This is a genomic window from Pseudoalteromonas sp. K222D, from assembly GCF_017653575.1.
In the GTDB taxonomy this organism is placed as follows: Bacteria; Pseudomonadota; Gammaproteobacteria; order Enterobacterales; family Alteromonadaceae; genus Pseudoalteromonas; species Pseudoalteromonas nigrifaciens.
Window position 1 is genome coordinate 1 of sequence record NZ_JAGGDL010000033.1, and the last position, 20584, is coordinate 20584.

The 20584-nt window shown below is 40.3% G+C and carries 17 protein-coding genes; 4 read left to right on the forward strand and 13 right to left on the reverse strand.

Annotated features, from left to right (window positions below; genetic code table 11):
- Positions 1–189: 189 nt before the first annotated feature.
- A complete protein-coding gene (locus J5X91_RS14190; protein WP_208835059.1) occupies positions 190–2430 on the forward strand; it encodes an EAL domain-containing protein in 2241 nt (746 codons plus the stop codon).
- A gap of 229 nt (positions 2431–2659) precedes the next feature.
- Here the strand turns inward: J5X91_RS14190 and J5X91_RS14195 are convergent, their stop codons facing one another.
- The 13 genes from J5X91_RS14195 to J5X91_RS14255 all read right to left on the reverse strand — a co-directional run bounded on the left by J5X91_RS14195 (position 2660) and on the right by J5X91_RS14255 (position 15402).
- Entirely contained in the window at positions 2660–2908 is a 249-nt protein-coding gene (locus J5X91_RS14195; RefSeq protein WP_011329879.1) for a DUF4282 domain-containing protein, read from the reverse strand.
- Positions 2909–3068: 160 nt separating this feature from the next.
- A complete protein-coding gene (locus tag J5X91_RS14200; protein WP_086994601.1) occupies positions 3069–3638 on the reverse strand; it encodes a hypothetical protein in 570 nt (189 codons plus the stop codon).
- A gap of 2 nt (positions 3639–3640) precedes the next feature.
- Positions 3641–4858 carry a murein transglycosylase domain-containing protein gene (locus J5X91_RS14205; RefSeq protein ID WP_208835060.1) on the reverse strand — a complete coding sequence of 406 codons (1218 nt, stop codon included), beginning with the start codon at positions 4856–4858 and terminating at the stop codon, positions 3641–3643.
- A gap of 18 nt (positions 4859–4876) precedes the next feature.
- Entirely contained in the window at positions 4877–5590 is a 714-nt protein-coding gene (locus J5X91_RS14210) for a hypothetical protein (RefSeq protein WP_208835061.1), read from the reverse strand.
- Complete coding sequence (locus J5X91_RS14215) at positions 5590–6885, reverse strand: hypothetical protein (protein ID WP_208835062.1); 1296 nt, start codon at positions 6883–6885, stop codon at positions 5590–5592. The genes J5X91_RS14210 and J5X91_RS14215 overlap by 1 nt, the downstream gene beginning before the upstream one ends.
- Positions 6886–6894: 9 nt before the next feature.
- Positions 6895–8262 (reverse strand): hypothetical protein, encoded by a 1368-nt coding sequence (locus J5X91_RS14220; protein WP_208835063.1) that lies wholly within the window; start codon positions 8260–8262, stop codon positions 6895–6897.
- Entirely contained in the window at positions 8259–9383 is a 1125-nt protein-coding gene (locus J5X91_RS14225; protein WP_208835064.1) for a hypothetical protein, read from the reverse strand. The genes J5X91_RS14220 and J5X91_RS14225 overlap by 4 nt, the downstream gene beginning before the upstream one ends.
- 8 nt (positions 9384–9391) lie before the next feature.
- On the reverse strand, positions 9392–10294 hold the full coding sequence (locus J5X91_RS14230; RefSeq protein WP_086994620.1) for an LPP20 family lipoprotein: 903 nt from the start codon (positions 10292–10294) through the stop codon (positions 9392–9394).
- Entirely contained in the window at positions 10294–10998 is a 705-nt protein-coding gene (locus J5X91_RS14235; RefSeq protein ID WP_208835065.1) for a hypothetical protein, read from the reverse strand. The genes J5X91_RS14230 and J5X91_RS14235 overlap by 1 nt, the downstream gene beginning before the upstream one ends.
- 308 nt (positions 10999–11306) lie before the next feature.
- Positions 11307–11924 carry a LysE family translocator gene (locus tag J5X91_RS14240; protein WP_086994626.1) on the reverse strand — a complete coding sequence of 206 codons (618 nt, stop codon included), beginning with the start codon at positions 11922–11924 and terminating at the stop codon, positions 11307–11309.
- Positions 11925–12366: 442 nt separating this feature from the next.
- Entirely contained in the window at positions 12367–12585 is a 219-nt protein-coding gene (locus tag J5X91_RS14245; protein ID WP_011329871.1) for a hypothetical protein, read from the reverse strand.
- 63 nt (positions 12586–12648) lie between these two features.
- Positions 12649–12867 (reverse strand): hypothetical protein, encoded by a 219-nt coding sequence (locus tag J5X91_RS14250; protein WP_208835066.1) that lies wholly within the window; start codon positions 12865–12867, stop codon positions 12649–12651.
- 63 nt (positions 12868–12930) lie between these two features.
- Complete coding sequence (locus J5X91_RS14255; protein WP_208835067.1) at positions 12931–15402, reverse strand: prolyl oligopeptidase family serine peptidase; 2472 nt, start codon at positions 15400–15402, stop codon at positions 12931–12933.
- Between the two features lie 368 nt (positions 15403–15770).
- Here J5X91_RS14255 and J5X91_RS14260 point away from each other — a divergent pair, with 368 nt between their 5' ends.
- From J5X91_RS14260 to J5X91_RS14270, 3 genes are all read left to right on the forward strand, one after another.
- The gene (locus J5X91_RS14260; RefSeq protein WP_208835068.1) at positions 15771–17000 is read left to right on the forward strand and encodes a glycosyltransferase; all 1230 of its coding nucleotides are present in this window, start codon (positions 15771–15773) and stop codon (positions 16998–17000) included.
- 115 nt (positions 17001–17115) lie between these two features.
- Entirely contained in the window at positions 17116–18342 is a 1227-nt protein-coding gene (locus J5X91_RS14265; RefSeq protein ID WP_083497560.1) for a threonine/serine exporter family protein, read from the forward strand.
- A gap of 184 nt (positions 18343–18526) precedes the next feature.
- The gene (locus J5X91_RS14270; protein ID WP_208835069.1) at positions 18527–20575 is read left to right on the forward strand and encodes a S9 family peptidase; all 2049 of its coding nucleotides are present in this window, start codon (positions 18527–18529) and stop codon (positions 20573–20575) included.
- The last annotated feature ends 9 nt before the right edge of the window (positions 20576–20584 follow it).

A 20584-nucleotide genomic window follows, 5' to 3' on the forward strand; every position in this document is an offset into this window, starting at 1 on the left:
TAGCTTGGCATACTGGCAGGATCAGTCAATAGCTAAAAAAGATCCTTAGAAAATAATTTGTCTTGGTGAATAGTTACAATAATGTTTACAATATCAATTAAAAAGCTGCTTAATTAATAAGAATAATTTCCTCATTTTTATTAATGCTATGCGCTCAGACACATTAACTATTATTTAGGAACTTTCTGAGTGACTCCAGCACAACATTCAGCATTATTTGCAGCCCAACAACAAATCATAGAGCAGATCGCATTAGGTGTAGATATACACCTGTGCCTGCATACTATCTGCGAGCAAATTGAAGCGATAATTGGCTCTAAAAATGCTAAAAGTTCGATTTTAATTTTAGAGGGTAACCAACTTCGCCATGGTGCTGCGCCTAAACTCTCTTCTGAATATTGCCAAGCAATAGACGGTGTTACAATTGGTGATAATGTAGGGTCATGTGGCACTGCGGTGTATACGCAGCAACAAGTTATTGTTAGCAACATAGCCACTAGCCCACTATGGGCTAATTATAAAGCAATTGCATTAGCGCATGGTTTGCAAGCATGTTGGTCTACTCCGATTTTTTCCTCAGACAACAAAGTACTTGGCAGTTTTGCCGTTTATTACCCCCACCCAAATTCACCAACCGCGTTAGATTTAAAGCTTATTGAACGCTTTACTCATTTATCGGGCTTAGCAATAGAAAAAGCGCGCTCTGTCGCAAGAGAAAAAACACTTAGTTTAGAGCTACAACGCTCTAACGATAAGTTAAAAGCATTTATTGAGGTGATCCCCGATTTAGGAATCATTTTTGATGAACAAGCGCAGTATATTGAAAGTTATGGTGCTAGCAACGAGTTGCAATGTAATAGCTTAAGTAATGAGCAACGCATAAGCTCGCTACCATTAGGTGATCCTAATAAAGTAATCTCTATCATTACTAAAACACTGAAAACAGAGCAAGTACAACTGTACGAGTACGAACTTAATTGTATGGGTAACCGACATATTTTTGAAGCTAGAACGTCAATTATTAATAACTACCTACTTGATGAGCCAAATAAAAAACATGTTTTATGGATGATACGCGACATTACCGAGCGTAAACTTGCTGAAGAGCAAGTTAAAGAGTTGGTATTTTACGACCCATTAACCACATTGCCTAATCGCCGCATGCTAACTGACACGCTTGAATTGATGATCAGCGAATCTAAAAAGCAGCTTTCATTTGGCACTCTATTGTTTTTAGATTTAAATGACTTTAAGCGCATTAATGATTCATTAGGCCATGTTATCGGTGACGAGGTTTTACTAGAAGTTGCTATGCGGTTAAAAACCGTTATTAAAAATGCAGGTATTATTGCGCGAATTGGTGGCGATGAATTTGTAATTTTACCTAAGCACCTAAGTAGTAATAAAAACAATGCACAAAGCCAGGCAATAGTGTGTGCCAAGCAAATACTCGACTGCTTCAAAAACCCATTTAAAATAAACAACTGTAGTTATAAAATTACCGTCAGTATTGGCATTAGTTTTATTGAAGGCCCAGACACAACAAGCAACGATGTACTAAAGCGGGCCGATACAGCTATGTATAGCGCCAAAAAATTTGGCGGCCATCGTTTTGCGTTTTACGATCCGGCACTGCAACACGAATTAGACTTACGTTTACAGCTAGAAAGCGACATTATAACTGCAATAAAAGAAAAGCAGTTTGCGGCTTACTTTCAGCCGCAACTTGATTGCCAAGGTAATATTATAGCCGCGGAGGCATTAATTCGCTGGATACACCCTATAAAAGGCATTATATCACCCTACTACTTTATTCCTGTTGCGGAACAATCTGGTCTGATTGATCAATTGCAAAGCAGTGTACTGTTTGACGCCTGCATGTTAATTAAAACGCTAGAGCAAACACAGCAACTTCATGATTCATTTTGTGTTGCTATTAATATTAGCGCCTGCCAATTTATAACACATTCCTTATACAACAATATTGTTAGTATTGTAGATGCGTTTGGTATATCTCCTACAAGATTTAAACTGGAGATAACCGAAAGCATTTTACTGGATGACATGGCTGAAAATATTGCACAAATGCAGCAGCTCAAAGCTAAAGGGTTTAGGTTTTCGATTGATGATTTTGGCACTGGTTATTCATCGTTAGCCTATATACACACTTACCCCGTTGATGAGCTAAAAATAGATAAAAGCTTTATTGATAAAATACATGAAGGTAATAGAGGGTCTGCCATTGTAAGTACTATAATCTCACTTGCGCACAACCTTGGCTTTAATGTTATTGCCGAAGGCGTTGAAACCGCAGAGCAAGCTAAAACACTCGCACAACTTAATATTACCGGTATGCAAGGCTATTATATGGCTTATCCTATGCCCGCAGCTGAGTTTATTTCTTGGTTAAAACAACAACGTAACAGTTAGTAACAGCAAAGAATAAGAAGCGCAGCGCCCCCCCTAACCTCTTTATAAATAATTTACTTAGAACTATGTTTGCAAATGCATTTTAGGCTTTTTGAACCTCAAAGTGGTTAAAGTGAACTACCCATCGACGCCACTTAGTGTCGATCAATGGGTTTTCTCGGAGTTTTTTGGATAAAATAACGTGTCTGGTTTTATTTCTAACTGAAACTTACTGTGACACGTTAAAATTTTATTCTGATTTATTAGCTATTTTTTGTAAATTCTCGTGAATTTTGAATAAAACGATAAGTAGTTCACACCAAATTCTAGCGCCAATTACACCACCAACAATAATACCAAGCCCAGCCCAAAAACCACCACCGTACTGCACAAACATAGTGGTTACACCAGAAATTACAGCACCTAGTAACATTAACCAATATACAAAAGTAATGATTTTAGGTGTCAGCATAGATTCAAAGAAAAAAATATCTTTCATTTTTTAGTCCTTTTTAAAATAGTCAGTAAATTTTTATTTCACAAAAAATGAGCGCTTACTAGCCCTCATAGTTATTATCTAGCTAGCCTTAATAAAGCTAACTGGCTGTATATTTAATTAAAGCTAATTACGCTATTAAATTAAAAATTAGGTGTCGCAGTTACTTATTTAAATTATCGAGTTCTTTTTCTAAGTCTTTCATTGCTTTTTGCGCTTTGAACTCTTCGTAAAGCGCTTCGCGTGAACCGGGATCTAAACGTTTTCCCGATTTAGCCACTAGGTTATTAAAGGTATCTTGTGTGTTGCTCATTACTACTAAGGTACAAAGTTGTTTTTTACCATCTAAACGTGCAAATGCTACTTCTTGAGGTATAGCGCCAACAAGACTTTGCTCTGCAACTTGTTTACTTACTTGCTCAAATGTACCACCTACATTTAGCTCATCATTACTTTGCGCTTTACGTTGATATAGACGGTCCATAACACTTGCTTTTACTTGTATTTGCTGCGATAAATCTGCACGCGCTGCTGCAATTGCCTGCGCTCTGTCTGTAGACATACTGCCCGACCAAGGTACACATGACGAAGAAGCTAAACCTTTATCTGATACAGGTAGAAGTACCCAATTTGGTACTGAATCATTTTTAGCAAGCGGTGCTGATTGCGTTTTCTCTGTACTTGAACACGCACCTAACGCCAAAGCGGCGATTACTGGTAATAACTTTTTCATATTTAAATTCCTTTCAATTGTGCTTGATAATATGCGGTGCGTTTAACCACCTTTTGTAAATAATTACGGGTTTCTTGTGCAGGTAAGTTATTAACCATATAGGTATAAATCTTATCTGCCGACATTGCATTAGCAGCAATACTTGCCTGATTTAGTGAGTTTGAGCCACTGAGAGTTTTAGCTACATTGCCTGGGCCAGTATTATATGCGGCTATGCTCATATACAGTCTTGATTGCTCGTTACGTACGTTTTTAAAATAGCGATTACTTAAAATATGCAGATAAGTACTCCCCGCTTCTACGTTATTATCAGCCTGAAATAAATACTCTGGGCTAAGCAATAACGGCTTACCTTGCAAGAAGTTACTTACATCTTTACCCGCAGAGGTAGGCACTATTTGCATTAAACCAAATGCAGGGATAGGTGAGCGTGCCAGTGGGTTAAAGCTCGACTCAGTATGTATTATTGCTAACAATAAGGCTGGCTCTAAGTTATAACGCGCAGCTTGTACTTTTACCTCTGGCAAATAACGCTTTGCTTGGTTTGAAAGCGTATTAGCAGGCAATTTGTAGCTAATTGTCACCCTATCTTTTTGCTTAGTTATTACAGGAGCCTTTGCAGCTAATACCTCTCGTACAATTTCTGTAGAGAGCACTGTTTGCTCAGCTACTTTTTTAGATTGAGTAGCGGTTAGTGGTTTACTTTGCTCAACCTTGTTATTTAAGGGCTTGCCTGTTGAGATAATGCTTTTACTGTTAAGTGTGTTATTTGCTGTAATATAAATTGGATCTTTGGCAAGCGTTTTATCTACGGTTACCTGTGAGAGCTCGTTTAACTGCTCTTTTGCATATTCAACTGCTTGCTCATCGCTTTTGCTACTTAATAACTCAACAACCACTTCACCGCTTTCAAAGTTTACACTGGTGCGTTTATTTAAATCGTCACTATATTTGACCCACACTTTTGAGCTAGGTAGGTTTGGGTCTTGCCATTTCGCAGTTATTTGTTTTAAATAAGCACTCTCAGCATCACGCCAGGCACTCACAAACGCTTCAAACTCTTGCTTTTGTTGTTGTTCATACTGACTAAACTCACTTTGACGCTGCTTTAAAAAAGCCTCAAATTCGGCTTCATCACTTGTTTTGGCTAGGCTATTTAAGCTTAAAGTAAGGCATGCAATAGTACTTAACCTTAGTAAGTATTTACTTTTCAAGTACACTTTTTATATCCTTATAAATTAAAAGTAGCTGCTTAAATCATCTGCGCTTTGCTGCTCATATTCAGCCTCTGCGGCTAAACCTAAACGTTTACAATCAATACTTTCACACTGTTGCATTAATGAAATGACTTGTTGGTAGCGCATGTCTTTAAACCATACTTGCGCCACAGACACTTTCGCGTCATCAAGTTTAAGTTCATCGGCTACTAAGTATTTATCTAGGTAAGCTAGGCGCTCGCTTTGCGGTGATTGGTCGGCAACAAGTGCAACGGCATCAGATATAGTCGATGGGTGAGCCATTGCTATTTTAAGTAATGCACGCAAGTTATTTTTATCTTGCTGTTTGCCTACTTGCCATGCTGCTCTAATTGCTAAACCTGCCTCGTTTATGTCTGCAGCAGCAGGGGTAACAATACCTGTACAGGTTAGCCATTCTTGCTGTTTTCCTTGCTTATACCCCGTAACCTCAGCTTCAATAAAACTCACCGATTCTGGTAAGGTAATATTAAGCTTATTAGCTAAGGTACTTTTTATAATACTGCGCTCAGGCAGGGTCAATGCATTACGACATGCCTGCTCAAGCGCATTTTTTGCACTCGATTTTAACGCCTTAACTCGGGCGTATTGACCATTAGCCTGACTTTTAAAAAAAGCAGTTTGCTGTTCAATTGTTTGCTCTGAGTCGAAGGTGGCCGAAGCCACCAACGAAAGCGCTAAAATAGATGCTAGCATTAAAGCTCCTCTTCACTCGCTACTTTACCCGAAGCACCTTGTGGATTAGCCGCTTTTTCGTTTAAGCCACCCACTGCTTTAATTTTATGACCAGAGCGGCTCATACCATTTACTGTATTGCCGTTATTACCTATCATTTCTTTAGCTGCTTGGCGCGCCGTTGCTTCTAAACTTGGCGCATAAACTGCTACGCTGTACTGCCAAAAGCCGTCATCACTTGCAAAGCTCTTTACACTCACACCTGGTGGTAATTTACCTTTAGATAATGTTGCATATTCATCAGACATTTTTAATTGGTTTAAAAATGTATTTCGATCCTCTTCAAGCACTTTTACTTGCTGTGGATCATTTAGGTTAGGATCGTCGTATTCAAACTGCTGAGTACCTTCCATTTGCTTTTCGTCAAAGCTACCTTCCCAATATACTTTCTCTCCTTGCATAGTGGCTAGGAGCGCTGAGCGTGCACGCGTTTGCGATTGTGATTTAGCAGCACCTTTTAATTTACGCGCCACTTTATTATTTTTATTACCGCGTATTATTGCCGAGCCATAACCTAGTACTATTACTTCTCCGCTATCGGCGTTAGTTAACACTTTTGCGCCAACCGGCGGTAAAACACCTGATTTAACATCACTAATTACTTGCTGAAAAATAGCATTTGGCTCTGTAGTCACAGCAACAGCACCACGATTACCTTTTATTTGCGAGCGTGTTTTAGGTGTTGAAATTAAACTAACGCGTACTCCCTTTTCTTCATTGTTATCGTACACGTCATAAGTAACAAAACCGGCTAAAGAACCCGATACCGACTCCTTACACGCTTCCATCATATTAGTTTGCTCGTTTGCAACACCCTCAACACCGGTATCTATTACATCCATTGTTGCACTTACTACATTGCTACATTGGTGCTCAACACCTTTCATGTTTTCTATTAATTGCTTTTTAGCAATTAAATAAGCCTGATTATAAGCGCCTCGTTTTGAAAGCAATGTCGCATTCATGTTGTCATAAGTGTTATAGCTAGCACTACCAATTGATAAAATACCAGTACCACTGCCTACTTGAATCATTTTAATACCGTCTTCGTCGTCATCAATCAGCGCTTGATGAGCAACAGCTACCGCTACATTAGTATCTTTTGCAACCACTACATCGCCCGACACTTGGGCTTGATCTGCGTTAGCTACTTGTGCACCAGGGCGAGCTGGGATCATGTCTGTTAAACTAAATTCTTCAGCTGCAATTGCAGGCATAGCTAAAACCATTGTTAATGTTAATATTTTCAATTTCATCATCTGTCCTTATTTGTACCTGAGTGTAAAGTCGTTTTCGATTGTAATTTTAGAAAGTGTTTTTACGGTAATCGTTGCTAATGCTTGATCAAGTGCATGGGCAAGTTCACCGGTATTACCTTTGTACCTAAGGCTTGCAACTGTATAACCACTGCGCTTATCGATAGCTACGTCGCTTACACCACCTAAAGTGCTTAATACTGCATGCAATTTTTCTGGTTGCGTTAATTTATTACTTGGCAACAGAACTTCTCTTACTAATCCGCCTCTTGCAACAACTTGAGTAAACGCAGTATTAAGCGTGCTGTGCAGTGCTTTTGACTGCGATTCACCGGCTAAATGTACTGCCATTAAATCTTTTTCTACGTAAGGGTCATCAGGCAAAGACATAAATGAAGGATCATTTTTCCAATTCCCATAAATATTGCCAGCTAAATCTCGCACATTAACACTTAAGTTAAGTTGACGATTATTACCACGTTTAATAACATCAGATTGTGCATAAATCACTAAACTCGCCGCACCACCTACTTCAATACCTTGCTCACTCAACCAAACTTTTAACTCTGTTTTTAATGGTTCAGGAGCGATTACTTGTACTCTAGGTGAGCCGATCATGCTCAACAATTGCGATGCCTGTTGAATTAGCGGTGCTTTTTCTACTACCGCCATTATCGTAATTTCTACACCACCATTTTTTAACTGCTTACTTTGGAGCGTTTGCCACTCTTTAACCAGTCCTTCACTATGACTAGAAAGCTGCTGGCCAATCAACTCCTGCATATTAGTTGACTCATTACCATCAACAATATTCATACTCATGCTTGATGATTGCGTGTGTTGCTGCGTAAGCCAAACCCCCACCACCTGAGATACAGCTCTTTGTAATGCATCTTGCTCAGCATTAATTAATGCTGTTTTACCTTCTTTTTTCCAGCCTTGACCTATTACTGTCACACTTATATCTTGGGTCGCTTGTTGCCAGCTTTGCTCTTGTATTTCACCTAATTCTTGTGGGTTAAGGCTTACCGTCATGCAAGTGTCGTTACCACTGAGTGTTGGCGCTGAGTAATTTAAAGGAACTGCACCTGCACTCAAGCCTTCGATCATAGTAGTGCGTTGCTGTTCATATAAACTGGCGGCATCATCAGTTAAATTTGTTGTTAAATGCTGCTGTGCGCTTTGCGTTGTCAGGCTTTTATTACCTTTAATAAAACTTATAAGCTCAGCACTGGCCTGCGCTTTTGCACCAGAAATAGCAGTGCCACCTCGTCCATACGCACATGCCTGGGTTTGTAATGTTCCATCCGCTAAAACATCCACTTGTGCTTGTACGCTTAAGGAGCATAACGCTAATAAGCAAAGCTTTTTGATCATGTACGGTTCTCCAAAAATCCAGCTGGTGTGCCTACCGAAACTGCAAATATTTTTGCACCTTTTGCTGGGCGATAAATACTATTTTTAGCTTTACCTTTAACGTCATCTGCAATATCAGAATCTTTCCAGCGGATAATTTCGCCTTGAGCACTGTTACTAGAAGGCATAACACTCGCAACGCCAATTGGCTCCACAAAACCCGCTTCATAACTAAAAACAATCATAGTTTCGTTAGGTAATACCCCGGCATTTTGGCCACGATCAAGGCTAATTTTATTTCCTTTAATACCTAACACTTGTGCTGTTGCAGGCATTTCACTGAGCATACGGGTAAGTAAAATATCAATACCGCGCGAGCCCATATCATTGATTACTGCATTTACATGGGCACTATCATCAAATCGAAAACCAGCAACATAACGATTATTTACTCGGTGAAACTTCAATTCTGAGCGTTCGCGCACGTCTTCTGACTTAACGCGGATTTTTCCAAGATTAGGATGCGATAGTTTTTCCCGTGTTTGAGGGTTAATCACCCCAGTGGTAAGCTCTAGCGTGTAATTGGCCCAATCGCTGTAACCCCCTTCGGTTTTTAGTGTTCTCAGTGAATCTATTTTTACAATAAAATCTGGCATTAATGCCCTTACTTCAGCTCTTTTAGCGGCCGCATTTGTACCCTGTTGCTCTAAAAATATTTGCTGTTCTTTGGAAATTGTATCGTCATCGCGAGTAATAATTCTAAAGCGGCTAATACCGGCAAACTGGTTTTCGAGCATAAAGAGTAAATTTTCATTATCGAACTCACGCATTGCATCTACACCAATGCCACTGCCAGCTACTTGAGCTAAGTCAAAATACATACGTACTATGGGCTTTTTCAGTGGGCAGCTTTCGGCCTCATTATTAACATCAAAGGTGCAACGCTCTAGCCCTTGAGTATCAAAATAGGCAGGAATGGTAATATCGTGATCTTTAAAGTCGTAGGCACTTTTAGCAACAACCGCATTCGATGCACGATTACTTACTTTTTCTACTTGCGTACTGCTGCCAGGCTTTGTTTGACAACCAGCTAATAAGGCAAGTGTTAATGCTGACAGAGTTAATTTTTTTACTAATTTCATTATTATTCCTAAATATCAAACAGCCATTGGCTAGCAGGCGCTTTAAGTTGTTGCACTAAGTTTTGAATCACTTTTTGTTTGGCATTTTCCCGCGTAGCGGCACTTTCTTGGGCATTTAAATCGTGTTGCAATAACACTTTAAAAGGGCTAGTGCTGCGTGTTAGTGCTAGTGATAAAATGGCTTTTGCAGAGTGTTTAGTTGTAGTTTGCGCGTATTGCCAACGTAATTGTGGACGAAGCCATAGTTGTGTGTCGCCGCTGTGAGGTAATGCGTCGTTTAAAGCAGATTTAATTTCGTGTGCGCTGATTGCACCAATCACATCGCACGCAACTGCATTAAGTGCAATTGACTGTTCGGTTAATAAATTATTCAGTGTTGATTTAATCAACAACTCAGAACCTGATAAATGCTCCAAAACTGCTAACTTTTTTATCGCTTGGTTTAGTAAACCACTATTTTGCAGTGCCCAAATAAAACGTTGCTCAGCATTTTTTTCTGGAGGGGTAATTCGCGATAGTACCGATAAATCAGATTTTAACGTTTTTACTATAACCGACTTTTTAACACCCATTTTTAAAGCAAATAAGTTGTTTTGTGCAACTGCATTTAACTGCTCAATCCCCGTTAATGTAAACGGTAAACTATTGAGTGTTGTTGCTTGCTCAAAATAGCTGGCTAATTTATTGTTTTGCTTGCTCAACAACTGTGTTTGCTGGGTGCTCACATCAACACTGAGTTGGGTTACAATCTCGGCTAAAGCCGCTTGCTTTGCAGCTAAGCGGCTCTCACCAATACCCACCGCAGTAATGTATTCATCACTTTGTTGCGATTGAACTACCCAAACAGGCCAGCTTTGCGCTGAGCTTGTACAAGCAAATGCCAATAAAAAGGCAAAAATGCTTGTTTTCATTAACCTTTCGCTTCTAGCTCTAGCTGTAACTCATTAATTGATGAAATAGTCGCTTGCTCTAATTCAATAATTTCATTCGCTTCTAATGCTAGCGAAAGCTGATCTTTTGCTTTTAACAATGCCACACCAATATCTTTTGGATTTTCTGCTTCATCTTCCTCACCAGCAAACATACCCATCATACTACTGCCAGCACTTAGCGCTAATGCCATCGCTACTTCATTTTTATATTGAGATAAAATATAAGCAGACTTTGCAATTTCAACGGTTAAGTCGGTAGCAAGTGCGACGTTTTGTTGATAAATACTTTCGTTTGCTTGGTTATAGGCGGCAATTTTATGACCAATTTTTTCATCTTTATTTTTTGCACCCGCATCAAATTCAGTTATAGCTGTTTGTAACTCTTCAGGTGTTGCATCTTTGTATGCATATAAAAAAGCTTGAACATCACGATGATTATCAGTAGACGTACGGTACTGACCCATTACTTTATATTGGCGCTCAAGCACCATAGCCGATGCATTTAGAAATTCATTGATGCCTGGCACAATGTCTACCGGGTGTTGGTAACCAAGTGTATCCATGCGTGTAGATAACTCAGCAACAACAGCGTTACGATCTAAGTCACCAGAAGTATCAGCTGTAGACACACAGCCAGCAAAAAGAGGAGCAAAAATAAGCGCAGAAAGGATAGTTTTTTTCATGTGGCAATTCCCTGTACATTTAAAAGGCAAGAAAGCATGTAGCTAAGCCGTTGACTTAATTCATTCTTCCTTGAATATTTTGTTAGAATTACCGAATTTGTTACAAATTGCAATACAGAAAATTAAGAAACTTTTATTGTTTGTAATTAAAATAGCAACAAATGTAACCACAGCAAGGCGTTCAGCTGAGGTTAATACTTTCAGCTCATTTTTACATAATCAATGTTTTTTACCCATTTTAGGAGCTAATAACAAAAGAAAACTACTTTTTTAATATTGTAATGCCGAGTAATTAATCTATTAAAGCACTACCCTAAAGCCAGCCATACACCAACGGCGACCATTAAACTGCCCGCAATGCGATTCATCCACTGGATGTTATTACCGCGCGTTAAAAATAATCGTAAGCTTTTTCCACCTGTTGCATAAGCCAACATACTTAAAAATTCGGTAACCATTATTACACTTAACAACACTAATAGTTGCGGGGCTACGTCATGTTCAATGCTGATAAATGGTGGTAGTAATGAGATCATAAACGCCCAGCCTTTTGGATTGGCAATTGCAGTTACAAAGCCTTGCGTAAACAGCGACTCGCGACTTACAGCTGTGGCATTGCTGGTATTTACCGACATTTTTCCTTTAGATCGCCACATGTTTATACCAATGTAAATTAAGTATGCACCGCCTACCCACTTTAAAATAGCAAACGCCTCTGGATAATTAAGCATAATACTCGCCACGCCTAGCACTGCAGCAACTGCAACACTAGCAACGCCGAGTAGCTCGCCAAGCATCATCCATAAAGTGCGCCGCACGCCAATACTCATGCCTAGCGTCATGGCTAACGTCATACACATACCTGGGGTGATCGAAACAAAAAAGAAGGTGGGAATAAATACCGCGAGTACTGTTATATCAATCATTTAAAACTCGTAATGGGTTAAAGACAAAGTTGTAATAGGTTCTAGGCGAAAGGGTAAAGGAAAAAGAGCTAAGGTGAAAGATAAATGATATGTAATATGACCATTTGTACTCGCTCACATTGAGCCTGTTTTTGGTAAGGTAACCTCCCCCTTAACAAAGTATCAGCCCAAAATAAAATTCCCCTATTAGTAAAGCATCTCCCCACTTGAAAGCCCTGAACAGCAAGGCTTTCGCGTTATTTATCCTTTATTATGAAAAACAAAAAGCGTCTGAATTTGGAAGTTTTATACACTCATATATGGCAAAAGTCTGAGATGATAAAGTGCAAAAATACATTTTATTGCTCTAAAGTGCGGCGTACATACGCTCACTTTGCATTGGGAAGGTGCCGTGAGATTTAGAGTGGATCTTCTTGCTCTCACAGCATAAACACGTACTTTACTACTGGCTCGGTGTTGGCTCTGCCACTTGCTCAGTTATTACCTTTACCGGCTCGGCAGAGTCATTAAGTAAGTACTTATCTAACCACTGTTCCTGCTCCCACAATACATGCAGTAAACTTTTACGGGCTCGATAGCCATGTGCTTCATGGGGTAGCATAACTAAACGCGCTTCTTTACCTAAGCCTTTTAACGCGGCGTACATACGCTCACTTTGCATTGGGAAGGTGCCGTGAGATTTAGAGTGGCTCTTCTTGCTCTCACAGCATAAACACGTACTTTACTACTGGCTCGGTGTTGGCTCTGCCACTTGCTCAGTTATTACCTTTACCGGCTCGGCAGAGTCATTAAGTAAGTACTTATCTAACCACTGTTCCTGCTCCCACAATACATGCAGTAAACTTTTACGAGCACGATAAGCATGTGCTTCATGGGGTAGCATAACTAAACGCGCTTCTTTACCTAAGCCTTTTAACGCGGCGTACATACGCTCACTTTGCATTAGGAAGGTGCCGTGAGATTTAGAGTGGATCTTCTTGCTCTCACAGCATAAACACGTACTTTACTACTGGCTCGGTGTTGGCTCTGCCACTTGCTCAGTTATTACCTTTACCGGCTCAGCCTCTTCATCCATTAACAGGTATTTGTTTAACCACTGTTCCTGCTCCCACAATACATGCAGTAAACTTTTACGGGCTCGATAGCCATGTGCTTCATGGGGTAGCATAACTAAACGCGCTTCTTTACCTAAGCCTTTTAACGCGGCGTACATACGCTCACTTTGCATTGGAAAAGTTCCAGAATTCGGATCTTCTTGCCCGTGAATCATTAACATTGGCTCGTTAATTTTTTCGGCATGAAAAAATGGCGACATGTTTGCGTACACATCTTCGGCTTGCCAAAAATCGCGCTCTTCGCCTTGAAAGCCAAACGGCGTTAAGGTGCGATTATACGCGCCACTGCGGGCAATACCGGTTTTAAACAAGTCACTATGCGCTAATAAGTTAGCCACCATAAATGCACCATATGAATGCCCTGCTATGGCAATATTGTTTTTATCAGCAATGCCTTTTTTAACCAATACATCTACGGCAGCTTGTGCGCTGGCCACTAGTTGCTTTCTAAAGTTATCATTTGGTTCACTGCCCTTAATACCCACAATAGGCATTTTAGGATCGTCAAATACCGCAATACCTTTAGCTAAGTAAGGCATTGGGCCCCAGTAACCAATAGAGGTAAACTCATAAGGCGACTCACGCACTTGAGAAGCGACTGCTTTGTCTTTATATTCAAGCGGGTATGCCCACATTAATACAGGTAATGGGCCTTGAGTTTTATCATAACCTGGTGGTAAATAAAGTGTGCCTGAAAGCTCAACACCGTCATCTCGGGTATAACGTAATTGCTCTTTTGTTACGCCTTTAAATGCAGGGTAAGGGTGCTCAAAATTAGTAATTTGAGTTAAATTTTGTTTATTTAAATCACGAATAAAAAAGTTAGGTTGCTCTGTTTTAGACTCTCTAATAGTAATAAAACGCTTACCTTCGTCATCAAGTAACGCACGAACACGCTCATAATAAGGTGCCGCTGATTGCCACAAACGTTTGCTGCTATTAGTTTTTACATCGTATTGGTCTAAAAACGGCACATTACCTTGCTCTGATGCGCCATTACCGCGTAAAAATAGATAGCGTCCGCCAACCACTTTTATTACCTTGCTGCCTAAATCATTGCGCTCATATAGTGCTCTACCTGGGTCTTTGTAAGCATCGTTGTAACTACGCTCTGAAAATAATATGCGGTTTTTATCAGCATCACGTGGGGCAATAATATAAGTACGCACTTGGCGGTCACTAAAGCGCCAATCGCTGAGCATAGCAATATTATCGTTACCCCATTCTATACCCGAATAACGACGCTCTACTTTAGCAAACAGTTTAGGCTCGCGCTTAAACGGTGCACGTAAGCTGTAAATAAAGTCGTGATATTCAACATCGGTTTTCATATCACCGCCATCTTGCGCTTCGGCCCAAATAACCTCTGCACCTTGATCGGCTCGCCACTCAAAGTCACGTCTGCCAGTACGTACACTGTCGTAGCCTTGTGGAATATTATCGGCTAATGGTTGTTTTGCCAGCTCAACTAATGAAAAACCACGCATTCCCCATATTTGCCATGTTGTAGCAAAGCGGTTGTATGGAACTTGATACGAAAATGGCTCGTTTATGCTTGCCACTAATATATTGGTTGAGTCGGGTGATACTGAAAATGACTTAAGTAACGCAGGGCGGCCAATCGGTTGCGCATGACCATCAAGCGTTATATAGGCGAGTTGCCCTTGGCCATAAAACTTAAACTGCGCCTCATCAAACGGACCGGTTAATAAGTTTTGATAAGTACGTGCAGGGGCTTTTTCGCCGCTACTTTGCTGAATAACAGGCACAGTACTTTGACTATCATTTTGTAACCTGGTTTTTCCTAAATTCACGGCTAAATTTGCAACCAAGGCACTGCTATCGGGTAGCCATTCATAAGGGGATGCAGTAAGGACAGAGTTTAGCGCAATTGAGTTTAGCTCATTAGCTTGTTTTGTTTTTACATTGTATAACCATAAACGCGCATCATTTTTTTGCTCAACCACGAAGGCTAAGTACTCACTATTTGATGACCACTTTGGCGCGCGAATAATACCTTGTGGCAAGTTATTAATATTAATAACCGTACCACTTTGTACGTGTTTAATTTGCACCTCACTGTATTTTGCACTTACGCGTGAGCGTGAAAAGTTTGCCGGGTTGAGTTTAATGCCCGCCAGTTTAAGCTCCTCTTTTGCCAACTCATCTAGCGACACAACACGTTTGCGCTCAAACAATGCCAGCCATTGGCCATCGTCTGACAAACTACTGGTGGGCGATAACTTAGCATCTACTAATGCAGCAAGTTCAGCCGATGGCGTTTGATATCCTTGCTCTGCATAGCTCATTGGCAGTAATGCAATACAGCCAATAAAGGCAACTAACAGCCTAAAAGCGTTCATGTTTTGTCCTTTAGTAATTATTTAGTTTAATAAAGCTATCTAAACATGTTTTGCCGCATTCATAAAGCATTAAGGTTATACAAAATAGCGTAAATGATTTATCGCCACCCTAACTTAAGCTACACTACAGCGCTATTTATAAAGTGCTGTACACCTAAAAAACAATGCTGATGAATAAAGTAAATGCTGTCATATTTTTTAATATTACCCATTAATAAAAAATGACTTTATAAGCATTGAACTTGTGTAGAACTAGTGCGCTAAATTTACTGTGCTACTACCGTTAATATTGTAATAACCATCACAAAAATAAGCTTACCTGTTTCTATATGGGTAAATTTAAACTTACTAATAAGAGATCCTAGCCAATGAAAAAAGTGCTGGTAATTGGCTACGTATGGCCAGAGCCCAACTCATCTGCTGCAGGCACGCACATGATGTCGTTATTAAATGCCTTTAGAGCCCAAAACTGGCAAGTAGAGTTTGCAACGCCGGCACTGCGCACCGAGCACATGGTCAACCTTGACGACTTTGGTATTAGTAGCCAGAGCATTGCGCTTAACTGCGAAAGTTTTGACGATTACGTTAAAGCATATGCTCCCGATATCGTTATGTTTGATCGCTTTATGATGGAAGAACAGTTTGGTTGGCGCGTTGATAAGCATTGCCCGAATGCGCTGAAAATTTTAGATACTGAAGATCTACAATGTTTGCGTAATGCCCGCCACGAAGCCCACAAAGGCGAGCGAGAATTTACCACTAACGACTTGCATTCAGACATAGCAAAACGCGAAATTGCAGCCATCTTACGTTGCGATTTAAGCCTTATTATTTCTAGCTATGAAATGAGTTTACTTAATGATGTATTTAAAATAGAGCCTAGCTTATTACACCATTTACCTTTTATGGTCGATTTAAACACATTGCCCACCAGCACTAAAACCTTTGAGCTGCGCCAACACTTTATGACCATCGGTAACTTTAGGCACGCGCCAAACTGGGATGCAGTGCTTTATTTACAACAAATTTGGCCTCTTATTCGCAAGCAACTGCCTAAAGCTGAGCTGCATATTTATGGATCGTACCCGCCGCCAAAAGCAACTGCACTTAACAACCCTAAATCGGGGTTTTTAATTAAAGGCTGGGCCGATAATGCGCTTGAGGTAATGCAAAGCGCACGAGTATGTTTAGCACCACTGCGTTTTGGCGCAGGTATTAAAGGTAAATTACTTGAAGCCATGATTATGCAAACCCCAAGTGTTACCACTAATATTGGCAGTGAAGGTATGCATAATGAGTTACCTTGGCCTGGAAAAATAGCAAACACCGCCGAAGATTTTGCAAATGCAGCCGTTGAAATGTACAACAATCAAAGTGAATTTGAACAAGCACAACAAGATGGCAATACACTACTTAATACGCTGTATGACAAAGCCCAATTAAGCGCTGCGTTAATTCAAAAAGTCGATTCAATAAGTAGCGATTTAAATGCCCATCGCGAAAAAAACTTTACAGGCCAAATGCTCAAACATCATACAATGCGCAGCACACAATACATGTCGCAATGGATAGCTGAAAAAAATAAAAAATTAGATTAAAAATGACTAGACACACACCAATTAGTGTTTAAAATCGCGCCCATTAAACGTGGGCAAATTTCGCAATTTTGTCTATATTTTTAGCTTAGTTATTTAACCGTTGGCTTAAAAGCATTTGAAAAACGCAACCTTTACAGAAAAACGCAAATTTATCGTTAAATTAGGTAAAATGCTGCACAAATATGGTACGCCCGCATACCGCTTAGAAGCGCATTTAATGGAAGTTGCGACCTACTTAGACCTTAAATCGTCGTTTGTTATGTCGCCTACCTCCGTTACCTTTGTTATTTGGACCGACGGCCACGAAGACGAGTATACCCATGTTGCACGGGTAGATCCTGGCGATCACGACCTAGGCTCACTTGCCGACACCGACGACTTAGTTAATCAAATGCTTGATGGCAAGTTAACCTTGCACGAAGTGGACGAACAGCTAGACATTATTTTTGTTGCTCCTAACTCTTACAATAAACTCACTACGGGCATTGCGTTTGCCACATCTGGTGGTGCGTTTGCTATGTTAATGGGCACCAGTTGGTTTGATGTAGCTTGGTCTGCGTTACTCTCATCTATTGTATACTTGTTTGTGCTTTGGTCGGGGCGCTCAAAACGTGTCGCCCACATGCTTGAGCCTTTGGTAGCAATTGTATCGTCAATCGTTGCTTGTGCTATTAGTGTTTATTTTGCCCCAGAGATCAATATACGTTTAGTGGTACTGTCGTCCATCATTGTATTTATTCCGGGTTTAGCATTAGCCCTAGGATTAGCAGAACTTGCAGCAAGGCACTTAGTGTCGGGTACAGCACGGGTGATGGACTCATTCATGTTGCTGTTTAAACTCTACTTTGGTGGTTTTATTGGCATAGGTATTGGTTTTGCATTATTTGGACAGGCCGACTTTGTGCAACCTGCGCCACTGCCAGCGTGGACGCCTTGGCTGGCTATATTTTTGCTGTGTAGCAGCCTAATAGTCATATTTAGAACCAAGCTTAAACATGCCGTGTGGTCTATTGCGTCTGGTTTTATTGCTTATGGCACCAGTATTGGCTCTGCTATGTATCTCGATTACACCTTAGGGACCTTTGTTGGCGCATTAGCCGTTGGCATATTTAGTAACTTATTTAATCGCGTGGCCAACGCCCCCGCTTCTATTGTTGCTATGCAAGGCTTAATTGTATTAGTGCCGGGTAGCAAAACCTATATTGGCTTAAACTCGCTTATTGAAGGTCAAGACTTTGTTTATGCAGAACATATAGGCCAGCAAACGTTTTTAATTTTTATGTCGCTAGTAGCTGGGTTAATTTTTGCCAACGTAGCACTGCCACCTAAAAAGAGTTTGTAACGCGCTTTTCTCACCTATCCATTAATTAAAATATACGCCAACATTTGTGATAAAAGTTGGCGTCATTACTTTTATCACCGCTTTATCCATTAACCTTTATAAACAGTGTGTTAATCGCATTTTTTAGCCTATTACATCAGCCTTGCTATACTGCCAAGTTAACGTGTATATAAAGGAAAGTTTAATGTTAAAACTTAGCTTAGTGCTTGCAATGGGATTATCTAGCTCATTGGTAAGTGCTTCAACAGTATTAACGGTTGAAGATATCCCAAAAATTCAATCAGTTATTCAAACCAGTATTAGTCCAGATGGCGATAATGTCGCTTTTACTCGTTCGGTGCCGCGTGAGCTGTACGTTGATGAAAATGGCACTAACTACCGTGAGCTGTATGTGGTTAACGACAAAGGTGTAGAGCGCCCTTTTATTACCGGTTCGGTTAGTATTAGCAGCATTCAATGGTCTAACAACAGTAAAACCATCTACTTTTTAGCAAAATTAAAAGATGACAAATTTACCGCGCTTTATCAAATTCCGGTTGATGGCGGCCAAGCACATAAAGTACTGTCATTAAAAGATACCTCTATTTCAAGCTACGCACTAAGCCCTGACAATAAACACCTCGCTATTTTGGCAATGCCAGCAGCTGATAAATCTGATAAAGAGCTTAAAAAATTAGGCTTTATGGCAGAGGTATACGAACAAGGTTTAAAAAACAAACAGCTGTTTATTGCTGATTTAAAACAAACCGATAAGCCACTTTCACCTGCCGCGCTCAATGTAGCTAACTATGTTAGTGATGTTAACTGGGCTGCCGATGGCAAAAAGCTACTGGTTAAAACTCAGCCTACTGCGTTAATTGATGATAAGTACACAAAATCACAATGGCACTTGTTTGATATAGCAAGTAATCAAGTAACTATGTCGTTTGCCACAGAGGGTAAACTTGGTACAGCAGAGCTTTCTCATGATGGTCGTTATATCGCAATTTTAGGCGCACAAGATAAACACGATCCTGCTACTGGTCGCTTATTTTTAGCCGATACAAAAAGCGGTAAAGTAGATGAGTGGTTACCCAACTTTAGCGGCCACGTAGCCGATATTGAATGGCAGAATAAACGCAATACCTTAAACTTTATTGCCAATGTAGGCACCCAAAGCTTTGTCGGCAGCATTAAAACCGGCAGCACTAAATACAAAAAAATAGTTAAAGAGGGTCAATTTATTGCCTCAAGCCTAAGTATCTCTGCTTCAGATAAAACCTTAGCGCTGCGCGCCAATACCGCAAAACATCCTAACGAAGTGTTTATTGTTCGTAGCAAAAAAGCAGAGCGTTTAACCGATTCAAACACGTGGCTAAACGACAAGCGCTTTGCCAAGCAACAAACAATTAATTTAAAAGCCCGTGACGGCGTAGAAATTGATGGTGTACTTGTGTATCCGCTTGATTATAAAAAAGGGACACGTTACCCATTAATCATGTCGGTACATGGCGGCCCTGAAAGCCATGACAAAGACGGTTGGTTAACTAACTACTCACGTCCTGGTCAAATGGGGGCAGCTCGTGGTTACGCTGTATTTTATCCAAATTATCGTGGCTCAACGGGTAAAGGGGTTGATTACTCTAAACTTGGCCAAAATGACTACGCAGGCAAAGAGTTTGATGACTTAGTAGATTTTAAAAACCACCTTGTTGATATGGGTTTAGTAGACACTAAACGTGTTGGTATTACTGGTGGCTCATACGGCGGTTATGCTTCTGCGTGGGGCGCAACAAAATTAACTGAGCACTTTGCTGCCAGCGTAATGTTTGTTGGCGTATCTAATCAATTATCTAAGTTTGGTACTACCGATATATCTAACGAAATGAACCTAGTACATGCTCGTTCATACCCTTGGGATAAATGGCAATGGTACTTAGAGCGCAGCCCTATTTATTGGGCTGGACAATCTAAAACACCATTATTAATTATGCACGGTAAAGACGATCCTCGTGTACACCCAGCGCAATCAATGGAGCTATACCGTTACATGAAAGTGCAAGGTAAAGACGTGCGTTTAGTTTACTACCCTGGCGAGGGCCACGGTAACCGTAAAGTAGCAGCTCAGTACGACTACAGCTTACGTTTAATGCGTTGGATGGATAACTACCTGATCGATGGCAATAAAGACATGCCCGCGTTTGAAATTGACCACGCAGCTAAACTTAAAGCAATAAAAGACGCAAATAAATAGCTAGCTAAA

Coding starts and splice junctions, on each gene's coding strand:
- J5X91_RS14195 (WP_011329879.1), bottom strand. CDS start 2,908: ATGAAAGATATTTTTTTCTTTGAATCTATGCTGACACCTAAAATCATT.
- J5X91_RS14200 (WP_086994601.1), bottom strand. CDS start 3,638: ATGAAAAAGTTATTACCAGTAATCGCCGCTTTGGCGTTAGGTGCGTGT.
- J5X91_RS14210 (WP_208835061.1), bottom strand. CDS start 5,590: ATGCTAGCATCTATTTTAGCGCTTTCGTTGGTGGCTTCGGCCACCTTC.
- J5X91_RS14215 (WP_208835062.1), bottom strand. CDS start 6,885: ATGAAATTGAAAATATTAACATTAACAATGGTTTTAGCTATGCCTGCA.
- J5X91_RS14220 (WP_208835063.1), bottom strand. CDS start 8,262: ATGATCAAAAAGCTTTGCTTATTAGCGTTATGCTCCTTAAGCGTACAA.
- J5X91_RS14225 (WP_208835064.1), bottom strand. CDS start 9,383: ATGAAATTAGTAAAAAAATTAACTCTGTCAGCATTAACACTTGCCTTA.
- J5X91_RS14230 (WP_086994620.1), bottom strand. CDS start 10,294: ATGAAAACAAGCATTTTTGCCTTTTTATTGGCATTTGCTTGTACAAGC.
- J5X91_RS14235 (WP_208835065.1), bottom strand. CDS start 10,998: ATGAAAAAAACTATCCTTTCTGCGCTTATTTTTGCTCCTCTTTTTGCT.
- J5X91_RS14240 (WP_086994626.1), bottom strand. CDS start 11,924: ATGATTGATATAACAGTACTCGCGGTATTTATTCCCACCTTCTTTTTT.
- J5X91_RS14245 (WP_011329871.1), bottom strand. CDS start 12,585: ATGCAAAGTGAGCGTATGTACGCCGCGTTAAAAGGCTTAGGTAAAGAA.
- J5X91_RS14250 (WP_208835066.1), bottom strand. CDS start 12,867: ATGCAAAGTGAGCGTATGTACGCCGCGTTAAAAGGCTTAGGTAAAGAA.
- J5X91_RS14255 (WP_208835067.1), bottom strand. CDS start 15,402: ATGAACGCTTTTAGGCTGTTAGTTGCCTTTATTGGCTGTATTGCATTA.
- J5X91_RS14260 (WP_208835068.1), top strand. CDS start 15,771: ATGAAAAAAGTGCTGGTAATTGGCTACGTATGGCCAGAGCCCAACTCA.
- J5X91_RS14270 (WP_208835069.1), top strand. CDS start 18,527: ATGTTAAAACTTAGCTTAGTGCTTGCAATGGGATTATCTAGCTCATTG.